Below are 19,530 nucleotides of genomic sequence, written 5' to 3' on the forward strand. Positions count from 1 at the left end.
CTCTTTGTTGCTCGGTTTTTACTTAGCCCACTAGGTTACAAACCCCGCGCCGCGATTAAATCGCCCCTAGATTGAACAAACTTCAATCCACAAAGATCAACACGCCCTAGCTAAAGCGAAAAAGGCCTTACGAATGTAAGGCCTTTTTATGTTTAATTCATTTATTTTTAACGAGCGTAAGGGTCGGCAACAATTTTATCTATGTACCATTTTCCCTTTTTACGAAGCATTTTTACACTGCGCATTTCATCAATTTTATCACCATTTAAATAGCCGGTAAAAATAAGGTTTATTTTAGCGTTATCGCCGTATTGTTCACGGACGCTCATGTTGGTCATATCAACTTCAATGGTGACTTCATCGTATTGCATATTTACTAAGTTACGGGAAAACTGTTTAGCGGTGCCGTAGGATTTCATTATACGCGTAAGGTTGGGGGTTGCCATGGTGCTGGCTTTTTGAAGGTCTTGCTGGTTATAAAGCGCATCAAAATAAGCGGTTGCTGTATCGCCAGGAGTGTCGCCAAGTGTTTTGGTATCGTCACCACAGGCTGATAAAAATAAACAGATGACCAAACTTAATAAACTCGTGATTTTTTTCATATTAATTATTATTAATTAGTTTTTTTAAAGTGTGTGGTTTATCTATGCAGATGTAAAGGTATGGCAGGCAATAAATAGAAAATTGGATAATAAATAATAAAAAAGGATGCCTAAAGCATCCTTCTAAAAATCTTAAAATTACTTATTGTACTAGTTCTTGTTCACTAAACTCTTCATCAAACATTGGGCTTGATAAGTAACGCTCAGTTGCACTAGGTAGGATAACAACAATATTTTTATCTGCGTTTTCAGGTTTTTCAGCAATTCGCTTAGCTGCAACAACCGCTGCACCTGACGAAATACCTACTAAAATACCTTCTTTTTTCATTAACTGATGCGCCATTGCAATTGCGTCTTCGTTAGATACAAGCTCTGCGCCATCAATTAAGTCCATATCTAAGTTGCCAGGAATGAAGCCAGCACCAATACCTTGGATTTTATGAGGACCTGGTTTAATTTCTTCACCGGCTAGCGTTTGGCTAATAACTGGAGAGTTAGTTGGCTCAACAGCAATAGACTTAACGTTTAGACCTTTTTCTGTTTTGAGGTAACGGCTAACACCTGTAATAGTACCACCAGTACCTACACCGGCTACAAAAAAGTCTACTTTGCCGTCAAGCGCATCATAAATTTCAGGGCCTGTTGTTTCAAAGTGAATTTTTGGGTTTGCAGGGTTTTCGAATTGTTGTAATAAAATATACTTATCAGGTGCTGTTGCTTGAATTTCTTTTGCTTTTTCAATTGCGCCATTCATACCTTTTGCACCGTCGGTAAGTACTAGATTTGCACCTAATGCTTTTAATAGCTTGCGACGTTCTAGGCTCATGGTGTTTGGCATAGTAAGCGTTAACTTGTAACCACGTGCTGCTGCAACAAATGCAAGTGCAATACCGGTGTTCCCAGATGTTGGTTCAATAAGTTCTTTACCTTCAACAAGCTGACCTGACTTTTCAGCTTCCCAAATCATCGATGCACCAATGCGGCATTTGATACTAAAGCTTGGATTACGAGATTCAACTTTAGCGTATACATTCCCACCTGTAACACGGTTAAGTTTTACCAGCGGTGTATTACCGATGCTTAGTGAGTTATCTTCAAAAATAGTAGACATAATGTTCCTTTGGATGCAATCTGATCAACGTGTTAATAGCTTTTGCTACTAACTATATAAATACACTTTACTGTGAGTTTAAAAAAACTAAAGTAAAGTTTGGCTATAACATATATCTATTGGGCTTATAACCAGTCGAAATAAAAATCAATTATTAGCGGTGCTTTAGTTATTATAGGTGCGGGCTTAATTTAAAATTTAAAGAGTAAAACTTCGTTTAGTCAAAAAATGTTCAAAAGAGTATTGAATTAAGCTGTGTTTGTTCAATATTTGTGCATGTGAATGTAACTTGAATAGTTTTATCACACAATGCGTCTAAAACATGATAAAAACACGTATCTAAATTCAATTAAGCAATCACAATGAAATTAATCTTAAAATTAATTGCCGGTATTGTGGCCGGTATCCTAGTTGGACTATATGTACCTATAACTGGTGTTGAACTTTTATTCACAGTAAAAGAGCTGATTGGTCAAATTATCTCCTTTACCATTCCACTTATTATATTATTTTTTATTGCATCAGGTATTGCAGGCCTACCAAAAGGGTCTGGTCACTTACTTGGTAAAACAGTCGGGTTTGCTTATAGCTCTACAATTATTGCAGGTACGCTTGCATTTTTATTAGTAAGTGCTGTTATCCCTTTTTTAAGCGGTGGTATTACATTCGAGGCAGAAGTTGCTACAGAAATTGGCAGCTTTATTGATTTAGAAATTCCACCTCTGATGGGGGTAATGACCGCATTAGTAACTGCTTTTGTATTTGGTATAGGCATGAGCCAATTAGAGCTTGATACGCTTAAAAAGGTGTCTGATCAGGGCCGTGATGTGATTGACGGTTTATTATCAAAAGTGATTATCCCTGCTTTACCATTTTACATTGCAGGTGTATTTGCCGAAATGACGGTAGCGGGTACTGTGGTAGATACACTGCAAACATTTGGCGTAGTACTAATTGCAGCGCTTGTTATGCACTGGTTATGGTTAAGCGTTTTATATATAGCGACAGGTGTACTATTAAAACGTAATCCAATCGAATTAGTTAAAAATATGCTACCAGCTTACTTTACAGCGTTAGGTACTATGTCAAGTGCAGCAACGATTCCAGTATCGCTTCAATCAAGTAAAGCAAATAACGTTAAAGAAGATGTAGCAAACTTTACCGTACCACTGTGTGCAACCATTCATTTATCTGGCTCAACTATCACTATAGTAACCTGTGCAATGGCTGTTATGTTTTTATCGCCAAGCATGGAAGTCCCTTCATTAATGGGTATGCTACCGTTTATTATGATGTTAGGTGTAGTAATGATTGCAGCACCAGGTGCTCCAGGTGGCGCAGTTATGTCGGCGCTTGGTCTATTAACAAGCATGCTTGGGTTTAATGAAGGCGCGGTTGCATTAATGATTGCACTTTATTTGGCACAAGATAGCTTTGGTACTGCGTGTAATGTAACGGGTGATGGTATCATTGCGTTATGGGTTGACAGATTTAGCGAAAAATCGTCATCTTAAACTATTAGGGCGAGGCAATAATATTAGTTATTGTTTCGCTTTATGTATGTTACTGTGGCAAATTAATTTAATTAAATTGCATGTTGTTAGGTAAGTGAGGATGTTCCATTGATTAATGTACTTTTAGTTGATGACCATGAACTTGTACGAACAGGAATAAAGCGTATTCTTGATGATGTACGAGGGTTTAAAGTAATTGGTGAAGCTAAAACTGGCGAAGAGGCTGTACAGTTTTGTCGTCAGCATGCGCCAAACATAGTATTAATGGATATGAATATGCCAGGCATGGGCGGATTAGAAGCGACTAAAAAGATTTGTCGTTACTGCCCTGATGTAAAAATTATTGTGCTTACCGTTAACTGTGAAGACCCGTTTCCGAGTAAAGTAATGCAAATTGGTGCACATGGCTTTTTAACTAAAGGTGCAGGTTCTGACGAAATGGTGCGTGCCATTCGTTGTGTTCATGCCGGTCAGCGTTATATTGCCCCTGAAATTGCACAGCAGATAGCACTTGCGCAAGTGACAGGTCGCACAGACGAAAATCCTTTTCAGAGCTTATCTGAACGCGAACTGCAAATTATGCTTATGATCACTAAAGGTGAAAAAGCACAAAATATAGCTGAGCGTTTAAACCTAAGTTCAAAAACAGTAAATAGCTATCGCTACCGTATGTTTGAAAAGCTAAATGTAGGTGGTGATGTTGAGCTTACCCATTTAGCAATTCGTCATAAAATGATTGATATAGACGTTTCGTACTAACTATAATTTATGTCTGAATTCGATCACGTACATTTTCTCAAAACGCTATCAAGTGAGCCGGGTGTATACCGCATGCTTGATAGTGACAACCAAGTTATTTATGTTGGTAAAGCTAAGCATTTAAAAAAGCGTGTGAGCAGTTACTTTAGAAGTAACATTACCGATAGCAAAACACGCGTTTTAGTGAGTAATATTTGTGACATCGAAGTCACACTCACTAATACTGAAACAGAAGCGCTGCTGCTTGAAAATAATCTAATAAAAAAATACCAGCCTCGCTACAACATATTATTACGCGACGATAAGTCGTATCCCTATATTTTATTAACTAGCCATAAACACCCTCGTTTAGCGTTTCATCGTGGCAGCCGTAAAATTAAAGGTGAGTACTTTGGACCTTTTCCGAGCGCGGGAGCGGTATCTGAGAGCTTGCGGTTAATGCAAAAAATATTTCCTGTTCGTCAATGTGAAGATGCTTATTACCGCGCAAGAAGTCGCCCGTGTCTGCAATATCAGCTTAAGCGTTGCTCAGCTCCGTGTGTGAATAAAGTTACGGATGATGATTACAGCGAGCAAGTTGACTATGTCCGTAAGTTTTTAACGGGTAAATCTCACGAAGTTATTGCTGATTTAATAAAAAAAATGGAAGCAGCCAGCCTACAATTAAATTTTGAACTGGCGGCAAAAGTTCGCGACCAAATAATGCTACTTCGTAAGATGCAAGAGCAACAGTCTATATCAGGTAATTTTGCTGAAATGGACGTAGTTGGTTTTGCCCATTTAAATGGTTTAAATGGTATTCATTTATTAATGATCCGCGATCACAAAGTATTGGGTAGTAAAACGTATTTTCCAAAAGTACCTAAAGATTCGAGTGAGCAAGAAATATTGACCTCATTTTTAGGACAGTACTATTTAGCGCCTGGAGCAACAGGGCGTATTGCAAAAGAAATCATATTACCTTTTGAAATAGAAGAGAGCGGGGCACTCGGTGAAGCACTCACACAAATAAGTGAGCGCAAAGTAACACTCAAAGTAGTTACCCGTGGTGAGCGTGCTCAATACTTACAACTGGCCAATAAAAATGCATTAAACAGTATTGCAGTTAAGCAAAGTACCCAAGACTCTATTAATAAACGTTATGCACAATTAAAAGCAACACTGCGACTTGATGATATTACCCGAATGGAGTGTTTTGATATAAGCCACACTATGGGGGAGAACACTGTTGCAAGTTGTGTTGTATTTGACTCACAAGGCCCAAATACAAAAGAGTATAGGCGCTATAATGTAACGGGTATAACCGGTGGTGATGATTATGCTGCAATGGAGTTTGCACTTAATAAGCGTTACAACAAATTAGTAGATGAAGACAAAATTCCAGACGTTATCTTTATTGATGGTGGTAAGGGGCAACTGGGGCGCGCGGAGCAGTACTTTTCTAACTGGCCACATACAAAAATGCCTTTATTAGTAGGTGTCGCTAAAGGTACTAGCCGTAAGCCTGGCCTTGAAACACTACTAATTGACGGTGGTCGAAAAACCATTCCTATGGATTCAGATGCGCCTGCGCTACATTTAATACAGCATATACGTGATGAATCTCATCGTTTTGCAATTGCAGGGCATCGTAATAAACGCCAAAAACAACGTACGCAATCACTACTAGAAGAAATAAATGGAGTCGGTTCTAAGCGTCGGCAAACATTATTAAAATATTTAGGGGGCATGCAGGGAGTAAAAGCTGCTAATATAGAACAGTTAAAGAAAGTTCCTGGGATCAGCCCTGACATGGCTGAGAAGATATTTAACCATTTGCATGACAAGGGCTAGCCCTACATGCGAATATAGCAAAAAAGACATATCCAAGTAGTTATGTGGAATATTCCAAACACACTCACAACATTTAGACTTTTTCTTATCCCCGTTTTTTTGGTGATATTTTATTTGCCTTATAGCTGGGCTTTTTTTGCTGCCGCCTTTATTTTTTGGCTTGCATCAATCACCGATATACTAGACGGTTATTTAGCAAGAAAGCTTGAGCAATCAACCCCTTTTGGTGCTTTTTTAGATCCCGTTGCTGATAAAGTAATGGTATGTGCCGCACTTGTAGCGTTATCTGATCAGTACCAGTCAATGTACATGACCATACCTGCTCTTATTATAATAAGCCGTGAAATTATCATATCTGCACTTCGTGAATGGATGGCAGAGCAGGGTAAGCGTGGTAATGTCGCTGTATCAAACATGGGTAAAATTAAGACGGCTGCACAAATGTTGGCCATTATCGGTTTGATTTGGCAATATGATACATGGATGAACTATTTAAGTTTTGGACTACTGTACATTGCGACCTTTTTAACCTTGAGTTCTATGATGCAATATTTACGTGCAGCATGGGGTGAATTGACTAAAAATTAACTCTAAATGTATAATAACGCACCGTTTTAGATAAAAAACAAGCAAACAGTTCAAAACTAGCATTTTTTGTATTGACGCGTTTAATAATCTCTGTAGAATGCGTCCGTGTTGAGAGGGCATAGCCCCCGAGATAAACGAAACGGTAATTAATCAGTTACCTGAATGTTCACATAAATCATCATGTGCTAATTCAAATAACTGATAAATAAAATGCGGTACTAGCTCAGTTGGTAGAGCGCGACCTTGCCAAGGTCGAGGTCACGAGTTCGAGCCTCGTGTACCGCTCCAAGTTTATCTTAAGGTTAATACCCCGTACTGGGGCGGAATGGCAGAGTGGCCATGCACCGGATTGCAAATCCGTCTACCTCGGTTCGACTCCGGGTTCCGCCTCCATTTCAACACTCCACACGCTTTAATTAGCAAACTCGATGCCCGAGTGGTGGAATTGGTAGACACAAGGGATTTAAAATCCCTCGACTAACAAGTCGTGCCGGTTCAAGTCCGGCCTCGGGCACCACTTTGTGGTTTAATTGCATTACCAAGTGTAATTTATAAAATGGTTAATTTAGAATTAATATGATGCGGTACTAGCTCAGTTGGTAGAGCGCGACCTTGCCAAGGTCGAGGTCACGAGTTCGAGCCTCGTGTACCGCTCCATATTAGTTTTATCCACTTGCTTTAAATAGCAAACTCGATGCCCGAGTGGTGGAATTGGTAGACACAAGGGATTTAAAATCCCTCGACTAACAAGTCGTGCCGGTTCAAGTCCGGCCTCGGGCACCACTTTAAATTGTTTAACCAAGATAATTTAAAGTTGATAAAATAGTATTTTGCGGTACTAGCTCAGTTGGTAGAGCGCGACCTTGCCAAGGTCGAGGTCACGAGTTCGAGCCTCGTGTACCGCTCCAAATTATTTGGAAATATTTAGGCGGAATGGCAGAGTGGCCATGCACCGGATTGCAAATCCGTTTACCCCGGTTCGACTCCGGGTTCCGCCTCCATATAATTTACTCCACACGCTTTAATTAGCAAACTCGATGCCCGAGTGGTGGAATTGGTAGACACAAGGGATTTAAAATCCCTCGACTAACAAGTCGTGCCGGTTCAAGTCCGGCCTCGGGCACCATCTTTACTAAAATCCTCAGATAAAATTAACTTAAATTCTAAATTGCTTCTAATTTTAAAACATTCAAAAATTATTCTTACTTAAATACTCTAATCTTATTTTTAATACCTACTTACCTTTAAAATCTATTTCTTTTTAATATCTTAGAGTTTCACCATCCTCAAAATAGATCACTTAATTAAGCGAATTGGTATAAGAGCACCTGTTTATAACAAAGCAAAAAATCAGAACGCTGGTTATTTAATTTTCTTGGCAATTACTCCTGTACCTAAGTTTTAACGAGGGGTGGCATTAATGAATGTAATAGAAGTGCGGTGTCTAAAATAAATTTAAGGTGAGAGTATAGGGAATGCGTTAAGCACTTAGTTATATGAATTGCGAAGATTTTATAAGCGATCCTTGAGGATCGCTTATAAAAGATAAATTGTTATTGCAGTTTACTCTGAGCTTTGTAAATTGGATACTCGCTCAACAAGCCTTGAATAAGCGCAACACACATTAAAATAAGTACTATTGAAAACGGCAAAGCTGTAGCAACTACGCCCGACTGAAGCGCTTGCAATGCTTGCGAGCCACCAACCCAGAGTAATACTGCTGCAATCACGCCTTCGACTGTAGCCCAAAATATACGTTGTGGCACTGGTGCATCTATTTTACCGCCCGCAGTTATACCATCTATTACAAGCGATCCTGAATCAGACGACGTTATAAAAAACACCAAAACGAGTGCTATAGAAATAATAGAAATAAAACTAGAAAGAGGTAACTGCTCGTATACTTGAAATAAAGTCACTGAGATATCAGTTAAACCATTTTGTCCAAGTGGGCCAACTTTATCTATAACTTGTGTAATTGCCATATTTCCGAACACGCCCATCCAAACTAAACTAAGAAGCGTTGGTAGGCCAATGACGACGAGTAAAAACTCGCGTACAGTGCGTCCCTTTGAAACTCGAGCAATAAACATCCCAACAAACGGCGACCATGATATCCACCATGCCCAATAAAACACAGTCCAAGAGTGCATCCAATCTTCATCGGGTCTATTGAATGGATTGCTCAAAGGTACAAAGTGCTCTACGTACGCCCCAAGGGTAAACCAAACAGCAGTAATTGCATCTGAGAAAGTAAGGGCAATAACAGCTAATAATAAAATAAATGCACAAATTAAATTAACATTGCTCAGTACTTTAACACCGCCCTCAATACCTCTAATAACTGAAAATATTGCAATACACGTTACTAAACCTATAACAGATATTTGAAAAGCAGTCCCGTAATCAGTGCCTAACAGATAATTTATCCCGCTGGTAGCTTGTTGAGCGCCAAGGCCTAGCGATGTAGCTAAACCAAATAAAGTAGACAGTACAGCGAGTATATCTATGATATGACCGAGCCATCCCCAGGCGCGATCACCAAATAATGGATAAAAAACAGAACGTATAGATAAAGGAAGGCCTTTATTAAATGTAAAAAAAGCCAAGCTTAATCCAACAACAGCGTAAATCGCCCATCCATGTAAACCCCAGTGGTACATGGTTGCACCCAAAGCTAAAGAGTGTGCTTGCGGTGAGTTTGGCTCAACGCCCATAGGCATATGATACCAACCAGTATAATATGCAGTTGGCTCAGCAACTCCCCAAAACAGTAAGCCAATCCCCATTCCTGCTGCAAAGAGCATTGAAAGCCATGACATGTAACCATGTTCAGGACGAGCTTTTACGCCACCCAACCGAATTTTACCTAAAGGAGAAAATGCTAAAATAACGCAAAAGATCACAAAGGCATTGGCTAGTAACATAAAGTAACTATCAAATTGATTAATTATTGCGTCTTTAGTCGAGGTTAGTGCATCACGGGTAACGGTAGGGTCAAAAACTAGGGTAAGTATTACAAATAAAACAACTAAGAAGGCGCTTATACCAAATACTGGGTTATGGATATCAAATCCCCACTTTTGTACATTATCTTGCCCAACTTGGTAATCAGTAGTGTCTATACTGTATTTTTTTGTCATGTCATCCATCGGCTCTCCTTTTTATAGATAACTTAATTCATATGTCCTACGTAATTAAATATAAAATAGTTTTAAAATTAATATAACTTTTTATTTATAAGTAATGAGATGATTAAGCGTAGTATTTGTTATTCTTAGAACTAAAAAAGCGAGCCGTAGCTCGCTGATTATTTTCTATTCCCAGGCCGCTGGGTCAACCTCTTTAGCAAGTTTAGGATGCTTACTTTTGTCAAAGGTGGGTATTAAGCCCTTTTTGCGTTGTTCGTTGTAATCCTTAGAGAGCCATACAACAACACCTGAAAGCATAAATAGCGCTATAACGTTTACAATGGCCATTAGACCCATTGATATATCTGCCAGCGTCCAAATTAAACCAAGCTCACCAACAGCACCAAACATCACCATGCCTAAAACAACAAGTCTAAAGATAAACATCCCTTTATTAGAGTTGTGTTCTAAAAACATTAAATTTGTTTCAGCGTAAGAGTAATTAGCCACAATAGAAGTAAAAGCAAAAAACAATATAGCAATGGCAATAAAGTAAGTACCCCAGTCACCGACATGTTCTTGTAATGCTGCTTGTGTAAGTTCAATCCCCATAACACCAGATTCAGGTACTAATTGCTGCGATAGTAAAATAAGAGAAGCAGTCGCTGTACAAATAACAATAGTATCAATAAATACGCCTAACATTTGCACATAACCTTGTGATGCTGGGTGAGGAGGGTAAGGCGTTGCAGTAGCTGCGGCGTTAGCTGCACTACCCATACCGGCTTCGTTTGAGAATAAACCACGCTTTATGCCTTGGATCATCGCTTGTGTGACACCGTATCCAATAGCACCAGCACCAGCTTGTTCAATACCAAAAGCACTTTTTATAATAAGCACTAGCACATCAGGTAGTGCAGTAAAGTTAATGGCGCATACATAAAGTGCAACCAGCAGGTAAGCTAATGCCATAAATGGCACAACCATTTCAGCAAAGCGAGAAATTGTTTTTAGGCCACCAAAAATAATGATGCCAGAGCCAATAACCAAGCAAATGCCTACTATATACTTAGGTACATCAAACGCTACTTCAAATGCTGCAGCAATAGAGTTTGACTGTACTGCGTTAAATACTAAACCAAAGGCTAAAATTAAACATAACGAGAATAAAGTTCCCATCCAACGTTTGCCTAAACCGTTTTGCATATAATAAGCAGGGCCACCTCTAAAATTACCATCTGCATCTTTTGTTTTATAAGCCTGAGCTAAAGTACTCTCGGCAAAACTTGTAGCCATACCTATTAATGCAATAAGCCACATCCAGAAAATAGCACCTGGCCCACCTAGGTATAAAGCAACAGCAACACCTGCCATATTACCAGTACCGACACGAGCTGCTAATGAAGTACAAAAAGCCTGAAAGGATGAAATTTCGTTATCGGCACATTTACGAGAACCAAACATAACTTTGAACATATGTGGGAATTGCACAAATTGAATAAAGCCTAGTCGAAAAGTAAAGAAGAGGCCCGCTGCTATTAATAAGTAGACGAGAACTTGCCCCCATAGAAGGGCACTTATACTATTTATTATGTCTGTCATGGATACTGCCTAAATACATGAGTTAAAAAAAGTGACCGCAACTTATCACATCAGGATAAAAGTGTTTAGTTTTAAAGTTCAAAAACAGAGTTATCAACAGGGTTTTGTGGGTAACTTGTGTTTATCGTGTGTGCTTGCTTGGGGCTTAATTTTAATTACTATTTTATGCAAATAACGCTTGCGTAAAATCCGCCGCTCCCTATAATGCGACCCCACTGAGACGGGGTATGGCGACGCGCAGCGGACAACGCATAGCGAGGCACGAACTACTCAGAGAGTTAAATAAAACTTCGGTTTTAAATTGTCGAAAGAAAGTTTAAAACAAAGTGTTGACTCGAAAAATAAAGGGTGTATTATTCGCATCCCTTGAGACGCTAAAGCGACTCAAAACGTTCTTTAACAATATAAAGCAATCATCTGTGTGGGCACTCGTACAGATTGAGTTCTAACAGCCAAGCTACTTAGGTAGCGAGGCAAACAAATTAGAGTCTCAATTGAAACTGAGTGACCATATGTTATTAAAAGATTCAGCCTTGAGCTGTTTTGATTTTACTTTTTTAAAAGTGAAAATAATAACGCACAGTCAATTCGTTTTTGGCAACAAAAACAAAAATTCAGAATTCATTGAGCTGTCGAAAGACATAAAACTTTTTAATTGAAGAGTTTGATCATGGCTCAGATTGAACGCTGGCGGCAGGCCTAACACATGCAAGTCGAGCGGTAACAGAAAGTAGCTTGCTACTTTGCTGACGAGCGGCGGACGGGTGAGTAATGCTTGGGAACATGCCTTGAGGTGGGGGACAACAGTTGGAAACGACTGCTAATACCGCATAATGTCTACGGACCAAAGGGGGCTTCGGCTCTCGCCTTTAGATTGGCCCAAGTGGGATTAGCTAGTTGGTGAGGTAATGGCTCACCAAGGCGACGATCCCTAGCTGGTTTGAGAGGATGATCAGCCACACTGGGACTGAGACACGGCCCAGACTCCTACGGGAGGCAGCAGTGGGGAATATTGCACAATGGGCGCAAGCCTGATGCAGCCATGCCGCGTGTGTGAAGAAGGCCTTCGGGTTGTAAAGCACTTTCAGTCAGGAGGAAAGGTTAGTAGTTAATACCTGCTAGCTGTGACGTTACTGACAGAAGAAGCACCGGCTAACTCCGTGCCAGCAGCCGCGGTAATACGGAGGGTGCGAGCGTTAATCGGAATTACTGGGCGTAAAGCGTACGCAGGCGGTTTGTTAAGCGAGATGTGAAAGCCCCGGGCTCAACCTGGGAACTGCATTTCGAACTGGCAAACTAGAGTGTGATAGAGGGTGGTAGAATTTCAGGTGTAGCGGTGAAATGCGTAGAGATCTGAAGGAATACCGATGGCGAAGGCAGCCACCTGGGTCAACACTGACGCTCATGTACGAAAGCGTGGGGAGCAAACGGGATTAGATACCCCGGTAGTCCACGCCGTAAACGATGTCTACTAGAAGCTCGGAGCCTCGGTTCTGTTTTTCAAAGCTAACGCATTAAGTAGACCGCCTGGGGAGTACGGCCGCAAGGTTAAAACTCAAATGAATTGACGGGGGCCCGCACAAGCGGTGGAGCATGTGGTTTAATTCGATGCAACGCGAAGAACCTTACCTACACTTGACATACAGAGAACTTACCAGAGATGGTTTGGTGCCTTCGGGAACTCTGATACAGGTGCTGCATGGCTGTCGTCAGCTCGTGTTGTGAGATGTTGGGTTAAGTCCCGCAACGAGCGCAACCCCTATCCTTAGTTGCTAGCAGGTAATGCTGAGAACTCTAAGGAGACTGCCGGTGATAAACCGGAGGAAGGTGGGGACGACGTCAAGTCATCATGGCCCTTACGTGTAGGGCTACACACGTGCTACAATGGCGCATACAGAGTGCTGCGAACTCGCGAGAGTAAGCGAATCACTTAAAGTGCGTCGTAGTCCGGATTGGAGTCTGCAACTCGACTCCATGAAGTCGGAATCGCTAGTAATCGCGTATCAGAATGACGCGGTGAATACGTTCCCGGGCCTTGTACACACCGCCCGTCACACCATGGGAGTGGGTTGCTCCAGAAGTAGATAGTCTAACCCTCGGGAGGACGTTTACCACGGAGTGATTCATGACTGGGGTGAAGTCGTAACAAGGTAGCCCTAGGGGAACCTGGGGCTGGATCACCTCCTTATACGATTTAGAACTTATTTGTTCGTAGTGTCCACACAGATGATTGTTAATTAGTGCGTGTCCTTCGGGATAACTAATTAATATGCTCTTTAAAAATTTGGAAAAGCTGATAATAAAATTCTGATGAATAACATTGTTATTTATCAAGAGTTTTCAAAAGTAAAAAAGAATGGTAGCAGTACCATTCAGTGCCATTTAGTTAACTCTTATGAGTTGATTGATTGGTATCTACTTTAGTATTCAATATTAACTTCTGGCGAAGTTAAACTGTCACAAAACAAAGACCCGTTTGGGTTGTATGGTTAAGTGACTAAGCGTACACGGTGGATGCCTTGGCAGTTGGAGGCGATGAAGGACGTATTAACTTGCGATAAGCCTAGTCAAGCTAGTAAAAAGCGCTTGAGACTAGGATTTCCGAATGGGGAAACCCACCTGCTTGCAGGTATCGTTAACTGAATACATAGGTTAACGAGGCGAACGCGGAGAACTGAAACATCTAAGTACCCGTAGGAAAAGAAATCAACCGAGATTCCGAAAGTAGCGGCGAGCGAAATCGGAACAGCCCTTAAGCTTATTATGTGTTAATGGAAGGCTCTGGAAAGTGCCACGATACAGGGTGATAGTCCCGTACATGAAAAGACATTTTAAGTGAAATCGAGTAGGTCGGAGCACGTGAAACTTTGACTGAATATAGGTGGACCATCATCTAAGGCTAAATACTCCCAACTGACCGATAGTGAACCAGTACCGTGAGGGAAAGGCGAAAAGAACCCCTGTGAGGGGAGTGAAATAGAACCTGAAACCGTGTACGTACAAGCAGTAGGAGCCCACTTGTTGGGTGACTGCGTACCTTTTGTATAATGGGTCAGCGACTTATATTTTGTAGCGAGGTTAACCGAATAGGGTAGCCGTAGGGAAACCGAGTCTTAACTGGGCGACTAGTTGCAAGGTATAGACCCGAAACCCGGTGATCTAGCCATGGGCAGGTTGAAGGTTGAGTAACATCAACTGGAGGACCGAACCCACTAACGTTGAAAAGTTAGGGGATGACCTGTGGCTAGGAGTGAAAGGCTAATCAAACCGGGAGATAGCTGGTTCTCCCCGAAATCTATTTAGGTAGAGCCTCGGACGAATACTTACGGGGGTAGAGCACTGTTAAGGCTAGGGGGTCATCCCGACTTACCAACCCTTTGCAAACTCCGAATACCGTAAAGTAATATCCGGGAGACACACGGCGGGTGCTAACGTCCGTCGTGAAGAGGGAAACAACCCAGACCGCCAGCTAAGGTCCCAAAGTCATAGTTAAGTGGGAAACGATGTGGAAAGGCCCAGACAGCCAGGAGGTTGGCTTAGAAGCAGCCATCCTTTAAAGAAAGCGTAATAGCTCACTGGTCGAGTCGGTCTGCGCGGAAGATGTAACGGGGCTAAACTATGCACCGAAGCTGCGGATTCAGAATTTATTCTGAGTGGTAGGGGAGCGTTCTGTAAGCGGTTGAAGGTGTACCGGGAGGTATGCTGGACGTATCAGAAGTGCGAATGCTGACATGAGTAACGATAATGGGAGTGAAAAACTCCCACGCCGGAAGACCAAGGGTTCCTATCCCATGTTAATCAGGGTAGGGTAAGTCGACCCCTAAGGCGAGGCCGAAAGGCGTAGTCGATGGGAAACAGATTAATATTTCTGTACTCGATATAATTGCGATGGGGGGACGGAGCAGGCTAAACAAGCATGGCGTTGGTAGTCCATGTGAAAGTGAGTAGGTTGGTGACTTAGGTAAATCCGGGTTGCTGTTAAGACTGAGACACGAGACGAGTCACTACGGTGATGAAGTTGTTGATGCCATACTTCCAGGAAAAGCCTCTAAGCTTCAGATTATATGGAATCGTACCCCAAACCGACACAGGTGGTCAGGTAGAGAATACTAAGGCGCTTGAGAGAACTCGGGTGAAGGAACTAGGCAAAATCGTACCGTAACTTCGGGAGAAGGTACGCTCCTATCTGTGATGAGACTTGCTCTCTAAGCGGACGGGAGCCGCAGTGACCAGGTGGCTGGGACTGTTTATTAAAAACACAGCACTGTGCAAAATCGCAAGATGACGTATACGGTGTGACACCTGCCCGGTGCCGGAAGGTTAATTGATGGGGTTATCCTTAGGGAGAAGCTCTTGATCGAAGCCCCGGTAAACGGCGGCCGTAACTATAACGGTCCTAAGGTAGCGAAATTCCTTGTCGGGTAAGTTCCGACCTGCACGAATGGTGTAACCATGGCCACGCTGTCTCCACCCGAGACTCAGTGAAATTGAAATCGCAGTGAAGATGCTGTGTACCCGCGGCTAGACGGAAAGACCCCGTGAACCTTTACTACAGCTTGGCACTGAACATTGAACCTACATGTGTAGGATAGGTGGGAGACTTTGAAGCAGCGACGCTAGTTGTTGTGGAGTCAACCTTGAAATACCACCCTTGTAGTTTTGATGTTCTAACGTTGGCCCCTGAATCGGGGTTACGGACAGTGCCTGGTGGGTAGTTTGACTGGGGCGGTCTCCTCCTAAAGAGTAACGGAGGAGCACGAAGGTTGGCTAAGTACGGTCGGACATCGTACGGTTAGTGTAATGGTAGAAGCCAGCTTAACTGCGAGACAGACACGTCGAGCAGGTACGAAAGTAGGTCATAGTGATCCGGTGGTTCTGAATGGAAGGGCCATCGCTCAACGGATAAAAGGTACTCCGGGGATAACAGGCTGATACCGCCCAAGAGTTCATATCGACGGCGGTGTTTGGCACCTCGATGTCGGCTCATCACATCCTGGGGCTGAAGTCGGTCCCAAGGGTATGGCTGTTCGCCATTTAAAGTGGTACGCGAGCTGGGTTTAGAACGTCGTGAGACAGTTCGGTCCCTATCTGCCGTGGGCGTTTGAGAATTGAGAGGGGTTGCTCCTAGTACGAGAGGACCGGAGTGAACGAACCGCTGGTGTTCGGGTTGTCATGCCAATGGCATTGCCCGGTAGCTACGTTCGGAACTGATAAGCGCTGAAAGCATCTAAGCGCGAAGCAGGCCTCGAGATGAGTTCTCACTAGACTTTTAAAGTCTCTGAAGGGCCGTTGAAGACTACAACGTTGATAGGCAAGATGTGGAAGTGGTGTGAGCCATTAAGCTAACTTGTACTAATTACCCGTGAGGCTTAACCATACAACGCCAAACGCGTTTTATGTGACAGTTTAGACAGAAGTTAATATAACTAAAGTAGACATTACTTAGAAAGACTTAAAAAATATTATCAGATATTTTCCAAATTCAAGAGGTGACTCTTAGCGCGTAGCGTTAACATTGAGGCACCTTGCGCAAAGAAAATGGTAGCACTACGTGCTTGTCATTGATTCTTTGCACCTAATTTGCTTGGTGACAATAGCGTTTTGGACCCACCTGATTCCATGCCGAACTCAGTAGTGAAACGAAACAGCGCCGATGATAGTGTAGCATTTGCTATGTGAAAGTAGGACATTACCAGGCTTCAAATTGTAGAGAGCCCGACTAGAAATAGTCGGGCTTTTTTACGTCTGCAGAAAAGTAAAATGTGCACAATTAACACCCACCCATATCGCGACACAAAGATAGTGTAGCATTTCACTGTGGCTCTCTACCGCTGTGGGCACTACGACATTACCAGGCTTCAAATTAAAGAAACCCGTTACTGCAATGTGACGGGTTTCTGCTTTCTGGGGTTTAGAAAAAACCTATAGCCTATATAGAACTTACATGCCGAACTCAGTAGTGAAACAAAACAGCTCCAAGGCGAGACCCACTGAAGGCAGCCCTGACACAAAGATAGTGTAGCATTTTACTGTGGCTCTCCACCGCTGTAGGCACTACGAAATCCTACTGCGTAGCGCACCGACTTCAAATTGTAGAGAGCCCGAGTAAAAATAGTCGGGCTTTTTTACGCCTGCAGAAAAGAGAAATACGCGCAATTAACACACATTCACATCAACACCCATTACGTAGGTCGGGCGAGCGCAGCGACTCCTGACGTTAATTTAATCTTTTTTATTTTATATAAAAGCTAATTACTCTCATTTCCTTAGATAACAAATTTAATTTTGCTTTGTTACTGTCTTTGATTTAGGATCAAATCAGTTTAAAACCAAGAACTAACAGCCTGTGTATAGATTATTAATTAGCGCCATATCCATTTTATTTTGTTTTTCTGTGTCGGCAGTTGAAGTAACTGATCTATATCAAGATATTTTAAAAGTGGATGACAAAACACGAGATACTCGATTAGCTGCGAGTCGTAAAGCTTTGCTTAATGTTTTAGTGAAAGTAAGCGGTGATGAAACTGCGGATCAAAATAAATTAGCGCAGCAACGGACTAAAGATATTTCTGATTATATGCTTAAGTTTGAATATGACGAGAGAGCAAATGGACAATTGAAACTCGTTGTTAAATTTGAAGCTCGAAAGATCAACGCGCTAATCAAAGAGTTAAACTTACCTTTATGGGGAGTACAACGTCCATTAGTCGCAATATGGTTAGGTATTGAAGACAATTGGCGCAGAGAATTGGTAACACAAGAAAGTTACCCGCAGTTAGAGCAGTTAATTTATGACAAAGCAGGGCGTCGTGGTTTACCTGTCGTTGTTCCATTACTTGATTTACAAGATCGACGTCTAGTAGGTATTCCTGAGGTGTGGGGTAACTTTTCAGAACCAGTAGAAGAGGCCTCTAGACGCTACAGCGCTGAGCGAAGTATTACAGCAAGAATGTATAAAGAAGCAGATAGCGAAAATTGGATTTTAGACTGGCGTTTTACTAATGATGATCAATTTGATTCAAATCGATTAACCGGTGATAAACAGCAAATAGTTAGCCAGATGATTGACACCTTAGCACGAGGCCTTGCAAGCGAGTATGCAATTGATCCAAATGCTTATTATGAACAAGCAACTGCTACGCTCACGCTAAAGGGTACACAAAGTTTTGTTGATATAGAATTAGCGAAACGAAGATTATTGAGCCTAAGTGTTGTTACGCAAGTCAAAATTGTTCGTAAAACACCGGAATTTGTTGAATTTAAACTAAACCATACTGGTAACTTGAGTGATCTTAAAAAAGGGTTAGGGCTAGACTCTTCATTTAAAGATTATGAGGATCCACGCGCATTTTATCATGTTGTTGATAAAAATAGCTTAGAGTATCAATGGGTAACACCATAATGCTAATGTCTGAGCCGATGCAAATGGCACTACCGGTTACTTTACCGGATGACGAAACCTTTGCATCATATTTTGGGGGAGAAGACTCTTTGGAGGTTAATCACCTAAAAGATAGCTTTTCCAAATTAGCAAAAACGTTTCAGTATACATACCTATGTGGTTTAGGTGATTCGGGCAAGTCTCACCTTTTATATGCAACCTGCATAAAAGCACAAGAGCGTGGCTTATCTAATATGCTGCTGTCTATGCGCGAAGTAATTGACTTTGGACCTATGGTATTAGACGGTTTAGAAGCGCTTGATGTTCTATGTATTGATGACGTGCATTTAGTTGCAGGGAATGATGCGTGGGAAAAAGCACTATTTAACTTTTTTAACCGGTTTAACGAACCCGGTAAAATGTTAGTAGTAACTGCTGATTTACTTCCTAGCATGCTCAATATATCTCTGCCTGACTTAGAGTCTCGTCTAACGTGGGGAACAACCTTTCAAATTCGTTCTATGAGTGATGACGATAAAGCACAAGCACTTGTTAAGCGCGCTCACATGCGCGGCCTTGAATTAAGTGATGAGTGTGCACGCTTTTTATTAACCCGTTTAAGCCGTGATATGCGAGCTTTATTAGATGTACTCGACAAATTAGATCATGCATCTATGGCTGCACAGCGAAAATTAACTATTCCTTTTATAAAATCAACGTTAAAGCTGTAGTAGGTCTAGAATCTAGACCCTGCTTTCAGTTATCATAAGCTATTATCAGAGCGTGTTTACCTTTCCTGATTGGAATTTGTTTAACTTAAGTGGGCTTTAATCGCGTCGTGAGGACATTAGCATAGTTTTTATATGCAAAACCCGAACAACAAAGAGAGTAGCCTTCAAGATAAACACTTCGAACAACACGTGTTTGGTCTTTATTTAGCGTTATTGCATGACTTATGTAGAAACTACAGCCCAATGCTTAACCTTATTTAATAGCCAACCACACTGTT

The 19,530-nt window shown here is 41.7% G+C and carries 10 protein-coding genes, 8 tRNA genes and 3 rRNA genes; 17 read left to right on the forward strand and 4 right to left on the reverse strand.

What is annotated here, in order from left to right; genetic code table 11:
- Positions 1-167: 167 nt before the first annotated feature.
- Complete coding sequence (locus tag FFU37_RS04510; protein ID WP_002963139.1) at positions 168-602, reverse strand: hypothetical protein; 435 nt, start codon at positions 600-602, stop codon at positions 168-170.
- Positions 603-744: 142 nt separating this feature from the next.
- Entirely contained in the window at positions 745-1,713 is a 969-nt protein-coding gene (gene cysK / locus FFU37_RS04515; RefSeq protein WP_002963138.1) for a cysteine synthase A, read from the reverse strand.
- Positions 1,714-2,075: 362 nt separating this feature from the next.
- Here cysK and FFU37_RS04520 point away from each other — a divergent pair, with 362 nt between their 5' ends.
- The 12 genes from FFU37_RS04520 to FFU37_RS04575 all read left to right on the forward strand — a co-directional run bounded on the left by FFU37_RS04520 (position 2,076) and on the right by FFU37_RS04575 (position 7,533).
- A complete protein-coding gene (locus FFU37_RS04520) occupies positions 2,076-3,227 on the forward strand; it encodes a dicarboxylate/amino acid:cation symporter (RefSeq protein WP_002963137.1) in 1,152 nt (383 codons plus the stop codon).
- Between the two features lie 108 nt (positions 3,228-3,335).
- The gene (uvrY, locus tag FFU37_RS04525) at positions 3,336-3,986 is read left to right on the forward strand and encodes a UvrY/SirA/GacA family response regulator transcription factor (RefSeq protein ID WP_002963136.1); all 651 of its coding nucleotides are present in this window, start codon (positions 3,336-3,338) and stop codon (positions 3,984-3,986) included.
- Between the two features lie 9 nt (positions 3,987-3,995).
- Positions 3,996-5,819, forward strand: a complete 1,824-nt coding sequence (gene uvrC / locus FFU37_RS04530; protein ID WP_039488521.1) for an excinuclease ABC subunit UvrC — start codon at positions 3,996-3,998, stop codon at positions 5,817-5,819.
- A gap of 42 nt (positions 5,820-5,861) precedes the next feature.
- Positions 5,862-6,407: a CDP-diacylglycerol--glycerol-3-phosphate 3-phosphatidyltransferase gene (gene pgsA / locus FFU37_RS04535; RefSeq protein WP_032827134.1), complete on the forward strand. Its 546-nt coding sequence runs from the start codon at positions 5,862-5,864 to the stop codon at positions 6,405-6,407.
- Between the two features lie 212 nt (positions 6,408-6,619).
- Positions 6,620-6,695 (forward strand) — tRNA-Gly (locus FFU37_RS04540).
- A 31-nt stretch (positions 6,696-6,726) separates the two neighbouring features.
- Positions 6,727-6,800: transfer RNA gene (locus tag FFU37_RS04545), tRNA-Cys, on the forward strand.
- 37 nt (positions 6,801-6,837) lie between these two features.
- Positions 6,838-6,924, forward strand: a tRNA-Leu gene (locus FFU37_RS04550).
- Between the two features lie 64 nt (positions 6,925-6,988).
- Positions 6,989-7,064: transfer RNA gene (locus FFU37_RS04555), tRNA-Gly, on the forward strand.
- Between the two features lie 39 nt (positions 7,065-7,103).
- Positions 7,104-7,190, forward strand: a tRNA-Leu gene (locus tag FFU37_RS04560).
- A 49-nt stretch (positions 7,191-7,239) separates the two neighbouring features.
- Positions 7,240-7,315: transfer RNA gene (locus FFU37_RS04565), tRNA-Gly, on the forward strand.
- A 19-nt stretch (positions 7,316-7,334) separates the two neighbouring features.
- Positions 7,335-7,408, forward strand: a tRNA-Cys gene (locus FFU37_RS04570).
- 38 nt (positions 7,409-7,446) lie between these two features.
- Positions 7,447-7,533 (forward strand) — tRNA-Leu (locus FFU37_RS04575).
- Positions 7,534-7,960: 427 nt separating this feature from the next.
- Here FFU37_RS04575 and FFU37_RS04580 read toward each other — a convergent pair.
- Both FFU37_RS04580 and FFU37_RS04585 read right to left on the reverse strand, forming a co-directional pair.
- Positions 7,961-9,559 carry a BCCT family transporter gene (locus FFU37_RS04580; protein WP_138488819.1) on the reverse strand — a complete coding sequence of 533 codons (1,599 nt, stop codon included), beginning with the start codon at positions 9,557-9,559 and terminating at the stop codon, positions 7,961-7,963.
- Between the two features lie 165 nt (positions 9,560-9,724).
- Positions 9,725-11,140: an alanine/glycine:cation symporter family protein gene (locus FFU37_RS04585; protein WP_039488519.1), complete on the reverse strand. Its 1,416-nt coding sequence runs from the start codon at positions 11,138-11,140 to the stop codon at positions 9,725-9,727.
- 652 nt (positions 11,141-11,792) lie between these two features.
- On the opposite strand from FFU37_RS04585, the gene FFU37_RS04590 reads away from it, so the two are divergent.
- The 5 genes from FFU37_RS04590 to hda all read left to right on the forward strand — a co-directional run bounded on the left by FFU37_RS04590 (position 11,793) and on the right by hda (position 19,252).
- Positions 11,793-13,328 (forward strand): 16S ribosomal RNA (locus tag FFU37_RS04590).
- A gap of 299 nt (positions 13,329-13,627) precedes the next feature.
- Positions 13,628-16,517 (forward strand): 23S ribosomal RNA (locus FFU37_RS04595).
- A gap of 206 nt (positions 16,518-16,723) precedes the next feature.
- Positions 16,724-16,838 (forward strand): 5S ribosomal RNA (rrf, locus tag FFU37_RS04600).
- The 16S, 23S and 5S rRNA genes sit together here, the layout of an rRNA operon.
- 648 nt (positions 16,839-17,486) lie before the next feature.
- Positions 17,487-18,542 (forward strand): DUF2066 domain-containing protein, encoded by a 1,056-nt coding sequence (locus tag FFU37_RS04605; protein WP_024596168.1) that lies wholly within the window; start codon positions 17,487-17,489, stop codon positions 18,540-18,542.
- Complete coding sequence (gene hda, locus FFU37_RS04610; protein ID WP_002960693.1) at positions 18,542-19,252, forward strand: DnaA regulatory inactivator Hda; 711 nt, start codon at positions 18,542-18,544, stop codon at positions 19,250-19,252. The genes FFU37_RS04605 and hda overlap by 1 nt, the downstream gene beginning before the upstream one ends.
- The last annotated feature ends 278 nt before the right edge of the window (positions 19,253-19,530 follow it).

Origin of the sequence: Pseudoalteromonas distincta, assembly GCF_005877035.1 — a bacterium.
Taxonomy (GTDB): Bacteria; Pseudomonadota; Gammaproteobacteria; order Enterobacterales; family Alteromonadaceae; genus Pseudoalteromonas; species Pseudoalteromonas distincta.